This window comes from Serratia sp. BW106, from assembly GCF_002607755.1.
Lineage (GTDB): Bacteria > Pseudomonadota > Gammaproteobacteria > Enterobacterales > Enterobacteriaceae > Serratia > Serratia proteamaculans.
In genome coordinates this window covers 82,591-96,317 of sequence record NZ_MCGS01000014.1, presented here as the reverse complement: position 1 = coordinate 96,317, position 13,727 = coordinate 82,591, and the positions used below count along the sequence as shown (strand labels likewise).

Here is a 13,727-nt window from a genome sequence, read left to right as displayed (position 1 = left end):
GGGCTGAAAGAGCTCAGCCCCCGGGAAGTACGGTTCAGGTTTACAGCAGGATACGCAGCATGCGGCGCAGCGGCTCGGCCGCACCCCACAGCAACTGGTCACCTACGGTGAACGCAGACAGATATTCCGGCCCCATATTCAGCTTGCGCAGGCGACCGACCGGCGTATTCAGCGTCCCGGTAACCGCTGCCGGCGTCAGTTCACGCATGGTCAGCTCACGGTCGTTCGGGATCACCCGCACCCAGTCATTGTGGGTCGCCAGCATCTGTTCGATTTCCGGCAGTGGGACGTCTTTTTTCAACTTCAGGGTAAACGCCTGACTATGGCAGCGCAGCGCGCCGACGCGCACGCACAAGCCGTCGACCGGGATCACCAAGCCGCTGTTGAGGATTTTGTTGGTTTCCGCCTGGCCTTTCCACTCTTCACGGCTCTGGCCGTTATCGAGCTGCTTGTCGATCCACGGGATCAGGCTGCCGGCCAATGGCACACCAAAGTTATCGGTCGGCAGTTTGCCGCTACGGGTGGCCGCAGTGACTTTACGTTCGATGTCCAGGATCGCCGAAGCCGGATCCTGCAGCTCTTTCGCCACGTCGGCGTGCAGCATGCCCATTTGGGTCAGCAGTTCACGCATGTGTCGTGCGCCGCCGCCGGAAGCCGCCTGATAGGTCGCCACAGACGCCCACTCCACCAGATCATTGGCAAACAGACCGCCCAACGACATCAGCATCAGGCTGACGGTGCAGTTGCCGCCGACAAAGGTCTTGATGCCTTTATCCAGGCCCTGCTGGATCAGCGCACGGTTGACCGGATCCAGGATGATAATCGCGTCATCCTGCATACGCAGAGAAGAAGCGGCGTCGATCCAGTACCCCTGCCAGCCGCTTTCACGCAGCTTCGGGTAAATTTCGTTGGTATAATCGCCGCCCTGGCAGGTAATAATAATGTCGAGCGCGCTCAGTGCATCAACATCGTAGGCATCCTGCAGCGTGCCCTGCTGGCCGCCGAAGCTTGGCGCCGCTAAGCCGTGTTGCGAGGTGGAGAAAAAGACCGGGCGGATGGCGTCAAAATCGCGCTCTTCCGTCATGCGTTGCATGAGTACGGAGCCGACCATTCCGCGCCAACCGATGAAACCAACGTTTTTCATAATGACTGTCCTGCCTTGGAGGATGACTGCTATAAGTTGTGTGCAATATCTCCCCACCTTACAAAATGTCGGCGCAGGCGCAAAGTGAATTTATTCGATGGGAGAGCGATTCTCAGCAATCCTTCTTATATACCTGAGAGATGAGCCAACGGGTCGCCTGGCTGTAACTTGAAAGCCATAGGGTATAGGTTATTAAGCGGTCGGGATGGCCGACGCGTTTTTCAGATTCAGAGGTAATGATGATAGAGATGGTTTCGGTCACGGTATTGCTGTTTTTAATCATGGATCCACTGGGCAACTTGCCGATTTTTATGTCGGTACTCAAGCACCTGGAGCCGCGCCGCCGCCGGGTGGTGCTGATCCGCGAACTGCTGATCGCCCTACTGTTGATGCTGATTTTCTTGTTTGCCGGTGAGAAAATTCTGGCGTTCCTTAACCTGCGCACCGAGACCGTGTCGATTTCCGGTGGGATCATTCTGTTCCTGATCGCCATCAAGATGATTTTCCCTTCGCAGGAAGGTGACAGTAGCGGGCTTTCCGCCGGTGAAGAACCCTTCCTGGTCCCGCTGGCCATCCCGTTGGTCGCCGGCCCTTCGATTCTGGCCTCGCTGATGCTGCTTTCGCACCAGTATCCAAACCAGATTTCATATCTGGTGGTGGCACTGCTGATTGCCTGGGGGATTTCCGCCGCCATTCTGCTGATGTCGAACCTGTTCCTGCGCCTGCTGGGTAGCAAAGGCGTGAGCGCGCTGGAGAGGCTGATGGGACTGATTCTGGTGATGCTGTCTACCCAGATGTTCCTGGATGGTGTGCGCGCTTACATGAAGTTGTAGTTAATCTCCGGGCGCCTGTTCGGCGCCAAGAGGTCGCGGTAGCCCGGGTTACTGGGCTGCAACGCGCCGAATATAAGCCAGGGTATCTGCCACCACGCCGTCCAGCGGCTGGTCAATCTCGATCGCCTGCACGTCCGTCTCCTGCGCACCCGGCTCTTCCAGGGTAGCGAATTGGGAAACCAGCATCTGTGGCTTGAAGAAATGGCCCTTGCGCTGCTTCAAACGCTCTTCAATTACCGCCTTGTCACCTTTCAGATAGATGAAATGCAGATTGCGATTGCCTTCACGCAGACGGTCACGATAGCTTTTTTTAAGCGCCGAACACACCAACAAAGAAACGTCGTTGGTGCGTTCCATAGCAAAGATGGCGTCATTCAACGCCGCCAACCACGGAGCACGATCGTTATCGTCCAACGCATGCCCGGCGGCCATTTTATTAATATTGGCACGCGGATGCAGGTAGTCACCGTCCAGCATCGCAGCACTGGCTTCATGGGCAACAGCGCTGGCCACCGCGGACTTACCGCTGCCTGAAACGCCCATCAAAATAAATACGTGGTGCTGTGGATTACTCATATTTCATGCCCTTATGGAGTCAGATGACGCTGACAGCGTCATCAAAAGCGCCCCAAACTCAAAATGGTTTCCGGCACCGCCCTGGGCACCGGAAACCTCACTATACCCAACAAATTTATACGACCGTCTTATACGACCGTCGCCAGCAGCAGACAGCCCACCAAACCACAGACTGAAATGATGGTTTCCAGCACCGACCAGGACTTGATGGTTTCCATTATGCTCAGGTTGAAATACTCCTTGAACAACCAGAAACCCGGGTCGTTGACGTGAGAGAAAATCACGCTGCCGGAGCCGACCGCAATCACCATCAGTTCCGGGCTGACGCCGGTAGTGGCGATCAGCGGAGCTACGATGCCCCCCGCGGTGATTGCCGCCACGGTAGCCGAGCCCAACGCCAGACGCAGCGCGGCAGCAATCGACCATGCCATCAGAATTGGCGAGACGTTACTGCCTTCCATCAGCGCGGCAATGTATTTCTCTACGCCACTGTCGACCAGCACCTGCTTGAACGCACCGCCACCGCCGATGATCAACAGCATCATGGCGATAATTTTGATTGAGTCGGTGATGGTCCCCATCACTTCATCCATGGTACGGCCACGGTTCAGACCAAAGGTAAAGATGGCGATCAGCACCGCAATCAGCGTTGCCATCACCGGATCACCGAAGAACTCGGCAAAGCGCAGTACGCTGTGGCCCTTCGGCAGCACCATTTCGGCTACTGCACGCAGTGCCATCAGGATCACCGGCACCAGAGAAGTCGCAACGCTGATACCAAAGCTTGGCATTTCCGCTTCGGTGAAGATTTTTGGGTTATACAGGCCTTCCGGTACCGGCTTATCGATGCCTTTCAGGAAGCGAGCGTAAACCGGGCCGGCCAGGATCACCGTTGGAATAGCCAACAGCGTGCCGTACAGCAGGGTTTTGCCCATATCGGCATGGAAAATGGTGGCAATCGCCGTTGGGCCAGGGTGCGGCGGCAGGAAACCGTGGGTGACCGACAGCGCAGCCGCCATCGGCACACCGACATACAGCAATGGCACGCGGGCAGAAGCGGCGATACTGAATACCAGCGGCAACAGCAGCACAAAGCCGACTTCATAGAACAGGGCAAAGCCGACGGTAAAACCGGTCAGCACCACTGCCCACTGAATGTGTTTCTTACCGAACTTTTCGATAAGCGTAGTGGCGATGCGCTGGGCACCACCGCAGTCCGCCAGCAGCTTGCCGAGCATGGCACCGAAGCCCATGATCAGCGCCAGGCTGCCCAGCGTGCCGCCAACGCCGGCCTTGATGGAGCCGATCACTTTATCGACTGGCATACCCTGGGTGATACCGACCGCCAGAGCAACCAGAATCAGAGAGATAAAGCCGTTCAGCTTAAAGCGAATCATCAGCAGCAGCAGCAGCGCTACGCCGCCTGCAACAATCACTAATGGCATAATTTTTCTCCAACCTTTTTATCGCAGACCTCTTTACGATAGGCCGTAAAGCGCGCGTTTGTTTTATTTTTAGGCTCTTCCCGGTGTTAGAAGACGAGCTGTAGGTGGTGCTGAGGCAAAGGTTCTATCTCGATCAATATCACCGCTCGCTCATTGTTACCGGTATCATGATACCGGTAACAACCCGATCGCCGGAACCGGGTAACGGGCTAAAATTCGCGTTCTGGGATAGAGATCAAACTTATGGGGGTAACAGGCGACAAGCTTACAGAGGGGAATGAAAACGCGCCGGACGGCGCGGTTGCAGAATTAAAATTGCTCAAACAAAGGCTTAAAACCGATCAGATGCTGCCACCGGGGATCACGGTGAAACCGACGTCAACCATACGTGGGCTGACCGTTTCACCCCGCAGTCGGGCCAAGAGACGTTCGGCGCCGATTTGCCCCATGCGTTCACGCGGCGTCAACACGCTCGCCAGCTTCGGCACCATCACCTGGCCGATATCGTGGCCGTGGAAACCGGCAATTGCCATATCTTTAGGGATCGACAACCCCTGCCGCTGACACTCGAAGGTCGCCCCGATGGCCAGGTCATCGTTGGTGCAGAAAATACTGTCAATTTGCGGGTAGTCGCGCTGCGCCTGACGCAGTAACTCCCCCCCGGCGGAATAGGACGACGAACGCGCAGTCATCACGCTGTACGGCTGCAGGCCAGATTCACGCATCGCCTGCTCGTAGCCCTGCTGTTTGATAATGGTACGCTCATCCTGACGCGCGCCAAAATACACCACGTGGCGATGACCATGCGCAATGATTTGCTGGGTCATCTGGCGCGCCGCTTCAAAGTTATTGAAGCCGACCGCCAGATCGATGCACGGCGAAACGCAGTCCATCAGTTCCACTACCGGGATCCCCGCCACCTCGATCATCTTCATGGTGCGCGCCGTATGGTGGCGTTCAGACAGGATCAGGCCATCAATATTGTAAGACAGCAGCGAGGTCAGCCGCTGTTCTTCACGCTCCGGCAAATAACCGTAGTGCGCCAGCATGGTCTGGTAATTGTGCGCATCCGTGACGCTCTCAATGCCGCGCAACACTTCGGCAAACACCTGGTTGGTCAACGACGGCAGCAAGACGCCAATGGCGCGACTGGTGGAGTTGGAAAGGATATCCGGCGCACGGTTGGGAATGTAGCCCAGCTCATCAAGCGCGACGGCAATTTTTTGCTGCAAGACGGCAGAAACCTGATCGGGATTACGCAGATAACGGCTCACCGTCATCTTGGTCACGCCAACCTTGTCTGCAACATCTTGGAGTACCGGCCGTTTTTTCTTCATTATCAATGAACTGGCTAACCGTGAATGGGCGCTCATTTTAGCAAAAAAAAACCGGGGCCGATATTGTTGGTTATGGAAGGGTACAACGTAAAAAGGGCTCACCCTGTGAGCCCTTGATATTTACCGCTTAATCAGACTGGCGGCAGATCGAACAGTAAGATTTCACTGTCTTCATCGGCTTTAATCGACAGTGCAGTTTCATCCCACACCGCGAAAGCATCGCTGGTGCCGGCCTGCTGACCATTGACCACCACCTTGCCGCGTACCACCTGAACCCATACACGGCGCCCAGCTTCAATCGGGCATTCCGCCTGCTCTTCTTTGCTCAACGCCCAACGGGACAACGTCATGTCCTGGAACACCTTCAGCGAACCCTCACGTGCATCCGGCGACAGCACCAGTTGACGGCCCTGTGGCGCATCAAACATGCGTTGCTCATAGCGCGGCTCCAACCCAACCTGATCGGGAATGATCCAAATCTGGTACAGGTGCAAAGGACGATCGCTGTTGCCGTTGTACTCGGAGTGGCGCACCCCGGTGCCGGCACTCATGATCTGGAATTCACCGGCCTGGATCTGCTCTTTGTTACCCATGCTGTCCTGATGTTCTACCGTGCCGCTCAGCACGTAGGTCAGGATTTCCATGTCTTTATGCGGATGGGTGCCGAACCCCTGCCCTGCATCGATCATATCTTCGTTGATCACCCGCAGCGCCGAAAAGCCCATAAAATCAGGGTCGTGATAGTTGGCGAATGAGAAGGTGTGCCAGCTATCCAGCCAACCATGATTGGCATGACCACGATCTTCTGCCTTACGTAAGTAAATCATATTCAACTCTCCTCAATGTTTTTTACAGTCTAGTCCTGACAGCAGAATATGAAAGCGCAAAAAACTCTTCGCTCTGTTCAAAAAATTAGATGGAGTTTTGAAGCGATTAACAGTGGATTTGTTGAGGACTCGCAGGGGCGGAAAACAGGCAAAAAAAAAGCCAGCACCCGAGCTGGCTAAGTAATACTTGGAAGCAATGTGAGCAATGTCGTGCCTTCGCAGCGAGGGTACCAAAGGTTGATACTCTCCCCGGAACGCATCGCAATAATAATCATTATCATTCGCACCTGTAAAGCGTTTTTTTAACCAATACGTAATAATATTGACTCGACACATTAAACGGATAAATTCAGAGGTTATTCAACCGGTAAGCCAAAGGAGCAGCGCAATGAGCGAAATAGTGGTTCGTCACGTGGAAACGGCAGATGCCCAAGCCCTTCATCAGCTTTACTCTCAGCCAAAGGCTTACCGTGACACACTGCATCTTCCGCTACCTTCAATCGAGTTGTGGCACAAGCGCCTCGCCAACCTCGAACCGGGTACCCATAACCTGGTGGCCTGTATCGACGGGCAGATCGTCGGCCAGTTAGGCCTGATGCTCAATCAGCGCGTGCGTCGTCGTCACGTGGCGAGCTTTGGCATTGGTGTCGACGACCGTCATCAGGGTAAAGGCGTCGGCAGCAGTCTGATGAAGGCGATGATCGACCTTTGTGATAATTGGGCGGCCATCGAACGCATCGAACTGACGGTGTTTACCGACAACCAGGCCGCCATTGGGCTATACCGCAAGTTCGGTTTTGAAATTGAAGGCACCAGCCGCGCCTATGCCATACGCGACGGCGAGCTGGTCGACTCCCATCACATGGCGCGTTTTCGCAGCGAACAGCAGAAAAAACCTTCATTATGAGTGAAAACAAAAGTGGAACCGGGGCGGATAACCGCCCCTTAACCGTCAGCCGCCGCACCTTTGTGCAAACGCTGGCCTGCGTAACGGGTGCTATCGGCATCCTTTCTCCCACCACCTTCCTGGGGGCCGCGATGCCAACTTCTCCTGCCGTACGTACCGGCACCCGTAACCTGATTACCGACGTGCCCGGCCTGCGGGTCGGTGTCGCCCAGGACAGCAGGGTGCGCACCGGCACCACGGTGATCTTGCCGGATCGCCCGGCGATCGCTGCAGTCGACGTGCGCGGCGGTGGCCCGGCAACCCGGGAAACCGATGCACTGGGGGAAGATAACCTGGTGCAGACCATCGATGCGTTAGTGCTGAGCGGTGGCTCGGTGTATGGCCTGGCCGCAGCCGACGGCGTGGCTGCCTGGCTGGGGCAACAAGGCAAAGGTTATGCGCTGCGCCCGGCACCGGGCGTGCCGGTTTCCCCGATAGTTCCCACCGCCTGCCTGTACGATCTCAGTAACGCGGGCAACAAAGACTGGCAGTTGAATCCACCTTATCGCCAACTGGGGATAGAAGCCGCGAGCAAGGCAGGCCATGATTTCCCACTCGGTACCGTGGGCGCAGGCTATGGCGCCATGACCGGCATGAGCAAGCTGAAAGGCGGACTGGGTTCGGCTTCGATCGTAGCGGCTAACGGCGCGACCGTCGGCGCTCTGGTGGCGGTCAACAGCCTGGGGTCGGTGGTGGCTCCCGGCACTCGTGCCTTCTGGGCCACGCCCTATGAAATCAACGGTGAGTTTGGTAACGGCGGCCCCGCAGCGCTGGCACAACTGCACGGACAGGGGGAAGACTGGATGCCGGAAGAGCCGACAGGCGGCAGAAAAAACACCACCCTGGCCTGCATCGCCACCGATTTGGCGTTGACCCGGGTTGAACTTAAACGCGTAGCGATCATGGCACAGGACGGCATGGCGCGTGCTATCCGCCCACTGCACAGCCCGTTCGACGGTGACGTGGTGTTTGCCCTATCCACCGGCCAGCGTGAAGTCGAAGGCAGCCGAGAACTGGCGGTGCTGCAAATTGGCGCACTGGCAGCGGACACCCTGGCGCGAGCGATCGCCCGTGGCGTTTACGCCGCAACCCCATGGCCCGGCGGGCAGGTCACCACCTGGAAAAGCCTCACCTGACCCCCACCAGTAATAAAAAGGGGCGCATTGATTGCTCAAGCGCCCCTCCCAGACCTCTGCCGGATTAAATGCCGGCGGTCTCTTTGATATAGCGGCGTGCCTTCACCGCATACTCAAACGGGTTGGCCAACGCCGGATCCTGCTCAGCCTCCACCACCATCCAGCCTTTGTAACCGCGCTCATCCAGCAGTTTAAATACCGGCAGGAAGTCGATCACCCCGTCCCCTGGCACGGTGAAGGTGCCTTTCTTCACGCCATCGAGGAAGCTCAGTTTGTTGGCCTTCACTTCTGCTACCACTTCGTCACGCACATCCTTCAAATGCACATGGTTGATTCGCGGCAGGTATTTTTCCAGGATCGCCATCATCGCCTGTTGGCTGCCTTCGGAGTAGTAGGCATGGCCGGTATCAAACAGCAGGTAGACGTCGTCGTTCACCATGCTCATGTAGCGGTCGATCTCGGCGGTAGTCTGAATGCCGGTGCCCATATGGTGGTGCAGGCAGACCTGCATCCCCTTGCCCGCGGCAATTTTAGCCAGCTCATTGTAACCTTCAGCCGCCCGCTGCCACTCTTCATCAGTGAAGTACGGCTTCTCTTCGAACACCCCTTTGGTGGTGCCCTGAATACTCTTGCTCTGCTCGGAGCAGCCAATCACTTTGGCCCCCATCGCATGCAGGAAATTCATATGGTTAATAAATTCATCGATGGTTTTTTCTTTCAGGCCATCGGCGAAGAAGGTGCTGAACCAGGCATTGCAGATCTGAATGCCGCGGATATCCAGCATCGGCTTCAGCACCGCCGGATCGCGCGGGTACTTGCTGCCCACTTCACTGCCGGTGAACCCGGCCAGCGCCATTTCACTGACGCACTGTTGGAAAGTGTTCTCTTTGCCCAGGTCGGGCATGTCGTCATTGGTCCAGCCAATCGGGGCGATGGCCAGTTTTACGTTGTCTTTATTCATTGTCAGCCTCAATAGTCAGATCGGCCTGGCGGTGATTTTCACCCACACAGCCGGGGATTTATTTACCCAACAGCTCTTTTTCGATCCGCTCGCGGGTCGCGACCGCCTGGGTTTTCATTCTTTCCGGATAACCAAACAGCGAGGTGCAGATAATCGACTCACCGCCGACCTTAAAGCTGCGATTGGCAAATTCCATATCGCGCAGGGTCTGGAACAGGATGTCGAAGTCCACTTCGCCTTCGCCGATGCCCATATGCTGGTGCACAGCGGCGTCGACACCCGGTGGGTTGACGATATAACGGCAGTGTTTGGTATGGTTCATGGTGTCGGCGATCAACACATGCGAGAGATCGTCACCGGCATATTTCAGCATACCGGCCACGTCGCCCTGGCCTTTGTCGTAGTAGAAGGTGTGCGGCACGCTATAGAGGTACTTAACGTGATCGCTGCGCAACGATTTGACGATATCGGCGGTTTCGTTACTCAGTTCGCAGAAGTCCCAAGGATGAGACTGGATCTCCATGCGGATACCTTCGCGCTCGATAATCGGCAACAGCTCTTCCATGGAGCGATACCACAACTCTTCACAGATCTCCGGCTCATTGGGGTTGCCCGCCAGCTCGGTGTTGATCACCTGCACCCCCATTTCCACTGCGATTTCGATCATCCGACGCCAGTTTTTGACTGCCGCCTGACGACGATCTTCTCCCGGGCCGGACCAGCGATACACCACGATAAATGAGGAGATCTCCACGCCGGTGGCTTTCAGTGCGTTTTTGTATTCCGCCATCACTTCACGCCCGGCTTTCGGATGCTTGTAGAACGGATTGATCTGCGGATGCGGTGACTGCTCAATATACTGATAGCCCCAGTCCGCCACCTGTTGAACCATTTTGGTGATGCCCAGGTCCCTGATGACATCAACATCAAAAGCGATCTTCATAGTGATTCCTCTTTAAACGTGAGTACGGCGTTCAGCACACTACTTGTTGTAGAACGCCGGACGCGGCGGCAGGGTCACCGGCACAATCTCACCGCTGAGCTGTGCAGCCACGCAGGCATCGGCCGTCACGGCGGCAGCGTAGCCGTCCCAGGCGGAAGGCCCGGTCAGCGCGCCTGCCAGCACATCATTGATAAAGCCTTGCAGCTCAACGTCATAGGCATCGATAAAGCGGTCTTTCCAGTCGGTCAGAATTTCGGTCGAGAGTCGGGCACCGCTGCGCATCTGTACCGAGGAGGGCTCTGGCAGTTTGGCGATGCCGGTTTCACCCACTACTTCACACTGGATGTCATAGCCGTACTGGCAGTTAACGAAGATTTCGACATCGATGCGCGTGCCCTTGACGGTTTCGAACAGCACAATCTGTGGATCTTTCAGATGCGGGAATGCTTTGGGGCTTTTGCGTGGGAACACCACCTGCACCGAAACATAGTCGTCATCCAGCAGCCAGCGCAGCACGTCGATCTCGTGGATCAGGGTGTCGGTGATCGCCATATCTGTGGTGTAAGCTTCACCAACGGTGGGGTTGCGGTGCGCGCAGTGCAGCATCAGCGGCTCGCCGATTTGCCCGCTGGTCAGCACCTGTTTCAGCGCACGATAGCCCTGATCGTAAGGGCGCATAAAACCGACCTGCACCAGGCGTTTACCGTGTTTGGCTTCAGCCTCAACGATGTTTTTACAGCCCTGTGCAGTGACCGCCAGCGGCTTCTCACAGAATACCGGCTTGCCGGCGGCAATCGCAGCCAACACGAACTCTTCATGGCTCGGGCCCCAGGAGGTGACCAGCACCGCCTGCACGTCCGCGGCCTTGACCAGATCGTGGCCGTTGTCATACACCTTGGCGTCCAGCTTCAGGTCGCTCACTACCTTGGCAGCGTTATCACGGTTGATATCATTCACCGCCACGACGCGGCTGCCTTGCAACACTTTGCTGCAGCGACGAATGTGATCCCGACCGATTGCGCCGGTGCCAATAACCCCAATGTTCAGTGTCATTTTCGTTATCCTCTTCAAATAGTTGCGGCAGACGCAAGGTCTGGGTAATCAAGCCATGTGTTAATCAGTAGTCGCGAGCCTTGTCGATGTTCTCTTGCAGCTTGCGGGCTACGGCGACGATTTTTTCGCTGTCGGCAACCTGGGCACCGCCCACGCGCCACCAGCTGAGATATTTGTGCACCATGGTTTTTGGCAGCACTTTGATGTCCAGCAGGGTAGAAACGCTTTGCAGACGCGCATCGGCCAGCGCCTCGATCAGCTGCTGTTCGGTGGTCACGCTGTAGGTTTTACAGCCGTAAGCCGCCGCCAGCATGGCGAAATTGACCGGTACCAGCTTGCCGTCGAGTTTGCCGCCCTGCGGGTTGCGGAAGCGGAATTCGGTGGTGTAGCTGTCCATGCCGTGTTCCATCTGCAGGTTGTTGATGCAGCCGTTGGTCATGTTGTCGAACAGCACCACGTTGATTTTGCAGCCTTCCTGAATCGAGGTGACCAGCTCGGAGTGCAACATCATAAAGGCACCGTCACCAACCATCGCGTACACCTCGCGCTGCGGTTCGGCCAGTTTGACCCCCAGCGCGGCATTAACCTCGTAGCCCATGCAGGAGTAGCCATATTCCACGTGATAACCGTGCTCGCCATGGTTCTGCCACACGCGCTGTAAATCCCCCGGCAGGCTACCGGCGGCGGCCACGATCACGCTGTCCTGTGGCAGATGCTGATTCAGCACCCCCAGCACCCGGCTTTGGGTCAGCAGCGAATCGGTCTTTTCAATAAATTCGGCAAACACGCGGTCTCGATCGAGATGGTCGTCGATTTCCGGTACAAAGCCTTCGCCGGTGTATTCCACCGCATAAACGCGGGCGGTTTCCTGCTGTTGCGCACGACGAGCCTCGGCAATGGCATCGCCCCAACCGGCGCGGTAATCGGCCTGCGCCAACCGTGCCCCCAGGGCAGACAGTGCCTCGCGGGCATCGGCCAACACCTGCAGGCCATCGAGCTTGCCGGCGTCAAAGGCGCTGACATTGACGTTGAGAAAATCGACGTCGGGATTCTGAAACAGCCATTTGGACGAGGTGGTGAAGTCGGTATAACGGGTGCCCACACCAATCACCAGATCGGCCTGTCGGGCCAGGGTATTGGCGGCCAAACAGCCGGTTTCACCAATGCCACCCAAGTTAAACGGGTGGCTGGACGGGACCGTGCCCTTGCCGGCCTGGGTCTCCACAAACGGGATCTGGAAGCGTTCGGCGAACTCGCGCAGCGCCTGGCCGGCCTGGGAATATTTCACCCCGCCGCCGCACACCAGCAGCGGTTGACGCTTGGTGGTCAACAGCGCCAGCGCATCGGCCAGCATGCCCTCGGTCGCCGGGCGGCGATCCAGACGATGCACGCGTTTCTGGAAGAAGTAATCAGGGTAGTCATAGGCTTCGCCCTGCACGTCCTGCGGTAAACTCAGCGTCACCGCACCGGTTTCTGCCGGATCGGTCAGCACGCGCATCGCGTTGATACAGGCGCTCATCAACTGTTCCGGTCGCACAATACGATCCCAGTACTTGCTCACTGCACGGAAAGCGTCGTTGGTGCTGATGCTGAGATCGTAAGACTGTTCAATCTGCTGCAACACCGGGTCCGGCTGGCGCGAGGCGTAAACATCACCCGGCAGCAGCAATAAAGGAATGCGGTTGGCGGTGGCGGTCGCGGCGGCGGTGATCATATTGGCGGCACCCGGGCCGACGGAAGAGGTACAGGCGTAGATCTGCTGGCGCAGTTTCTGCTTGGCAAAACCGGTCGCGGCGTGGGCCATGCCCTGCTCATTACGCCCCTGATGCACCACCAGCTCGCCGCTGTCCTGTTCCAGCGCCTGTCCCAGGCCAAGCACGTTGCCGTGGCCGAAAATAGCAAAGATGCCTTTAACGAATTTGGTTTCCACACCGTCGACCAGCAGATACTGGTTGTCGAGAAACCTGACGAGTGCCTGTGCCATGGTTAACCGGATCTTGCCCATTTGCTCACCCTTTTAGAGTAGTCACGCCCGTTCCGGCACCACCCGCATGCCGAACCTGAGAAGCTGTGTGATATCCGCCGTCTTTCAGCGCGCTGCGCTACTTAAGCCGACAACCTGAAACGTGAAGCGATTATAAACAAATATATTTTTCATAAAATCACATTACAGAAGAAAAATTTCATTTTGCGATAAAGATCGCATATTGATGAAAACACCGTTTCATCCATGCCTTTAGAATTCACTGACTTAGCACCTCCTGCCCCCACCGATGTCCCGGCCCATCCGCAGCCTAACTCGCTGTAACCCTTGGTACCGTCGGCCTGTGGCGCCCTCAATGCCCTTGCCGTTTGCCGGTGTTTTCCCTTCAGGCAGGGCGCGGTTTTTAGTGCTTTTCGCTGGCGTATTGGCGCGGTTTTAAATGCATCACATTTTTGGGGTGTAAATTTCATTCAATCTTGAAATTGAAATTTTTATTCCTCATACTCCAAAAATGCTTCGTAGTCGGGGTTTGGCTTAATACA

Annotated in this window: 13 protein-coding genes; 3 read left to right on the top strand and 10 right to left on the bottom strand. The window is 56.5% G+C overall.

What is annotated here, in order from left to right; translation table 11 throughout:
- Nucleotides 1-40: 40 nt before the first annotated feature.
- Nucleotides 41-1,144, bottom strand: coding sequence for an aspartate-semialdehyde dehydrogenase (gene asd / locus BEI65_RS11685; protein ID WP_099063480.1), 1,104 nt, complete (start codon nt 1,142-1,144; stop codon nt 41-43).
- Between the two features lie 239 nt (nt 1,145-1,383).
- Between asd and BEI65_RS11680 the strand changes: the two genes are divergently transcribed.
- Nucleotides 1,384-1,977 carry a YhgN family NAAT transporter gene (locus BEI65_RS11680; RefSeq protein ID WP_165366405.1) on the top strand — a complete coding sequence of 198 codons (594 nt, stop codon included), beginning with the start codon at nt 1,384-1,386 and terminating at the stop codon, nt 1,975-1,977.
- A 48-nt stretch (nt 1,978-2,025) separates the two neighbouring features.
- Here BEI65_RS11680 and gntK read toward each other — a convergent pair whose 3' ends face one another.
- The 4 genes from gntK to BEI65_RS11660 form a co-directional block, all read right to left on the bottom strand.
- A complete protein-coding gene (gene gntK, locus BEI65_RS11675) occupies nt 2,026-2,553 on the bottom strand; it encodes a gluconokinase (protein WP_085119867.1) in 528 nt (175 codons plus the stop codon).
- A 128-nt stretch (nt 2,554-2,681) separates the two neighbouring features.
- Complete coding sequence (gene gntT / locus BEI65_RS11670; RefSeq protein ID WP_099063479.1) at nt 2,682-3,998, bottom strand: gluconate transporter; 1,317 nt, start codon at nt 3,996-3,998, stop codon at nt 2,682-2,684.
- Nucleotides 3,999-4,339: 341 nt separating this feature from the next.
- Nucleotides 4,340-5,335 (bottom strand): gluconate operon transcriptional repressor GntR, encoded by a 996-nt coding sequence (gntR, locus tag BEI65_RS11665; RefSeq protein ID WP_099063478.1) that lies wholly within the window; start codon nt 5,333-5,335, stop codon nt 4,340-4,342.
- Between the two features lie 131 nt (nt 5,336-5,466).
- The gene (locus tag BEI65_RS11660; RefSeq protein WP_099063477.1) at nt 5,467-6,162 is read right to left on the bottom strand and encodes a pirin family protein; all 696 of its coding nucleotides are present in this window, start codon (nt 6,160-6,162) and stop codon (nt 5,467-5,469) included.
- A 388-nt stretch (nt 6,163-6,550) separates the two neighbouring features.
- Between BEI65_RS11660 and BEI65_RS11655 the strand changes: the two genes are divergently transcribed.
- Nucleotides 6,551-7,069, top strand: coding sequence for a GNAT family N-acetyltransferase (locus BEI65_RS11655; RefSeq protein ID WP_099063476.1), 519 nt, complete (start codon nt 6,551-6,553; stop codon nt 7,067-7,069).
- Nucleotides 7,066-8,244, top strand: a complete 1,179-nt coding sequence (locus BEI65_RS11650; protein ID WP_099063475.1) for a P1 family peptidase — start codon at nt 7,066-7,068, stop codon at nt 8,242-8,244. Before BEI65_RS11655 ends, BEI65_RS11650 begins: the two co-directional genes overlap by 4 nt.
- A gap of 64 nt (nt 8,245-8,308) precedes the next feature.
- On the opposite strand, the gene iolE is transcribed toward BEI65_RS11650, so the two are convergent.
- From iolE to BEI65_RS26805, 5 genes are all read right to left on the bottom strand, one after another.
- Nucleotides 8,309-9,205: a myo-inosose-2 dehydratase gene (gene iolE / locus BEI65_RS11645; protein WP_099063474.1), complete on the bottom strand. Its 897-nt coding sequence runs from the start codon at nt 9,203-9,205 to the stop codon at nt 8,309-8,311.
- Between the two features lie 58 nt (nt 9,206-9,263).
- Entirely contained in the window at nt 9,264-10,148 is an 885-nt protein-coding gene (locus BEI65_RS11640) for a sugar phosphate isomerase/epimerase family protein (protein WP_099063473.1), read from the bottom strand.
- A 39-nt stretch (nt 10,149-10,187) separates the two neighbouring features.
- Entirely contained in the window at nt 10,188-11,201 is a 1,014-nt protein-coding gene (locus BEI65_RS11635; RefSeq protein ID WP_099063472.1) for a Gfo/Idh/MocA family protein, read from the bottom strand.
- A 64-nt stretch (nt 11,202-11,265) separates the two neighbouring features.
- The gene (gene iolD / locus BEI65_RS11630; protein ID WP_099063471.1) at nt 11,266-13,206 is read right to left on the bottom strand and encodes a 3D-(3,5/4)-trihydroxycyclohexane-1,2-dione acylhydrolase (decyclizing); all 1,941 of its coding nucleotides are present in this window, start codon (nt 13,204-13,206) and stop codon (nt 11,266-11,268) included.
- A 149-nt stretch (nt 13,207-13,355) separates the two neighbouring features.
- On the bottom strand, nt 13,356-13,655 hold the full coding sequence (locus BEI65_RS26805) for a hypothetical protein (RefSeq protein ID WP_157765447.1): 300 nt from the start codon (nt 13,653-13,655) through the stop codon (nt 13,356-13,358).
- Nucleotides 13,656-13,727 lie beyond the last annotated feature (72 nt).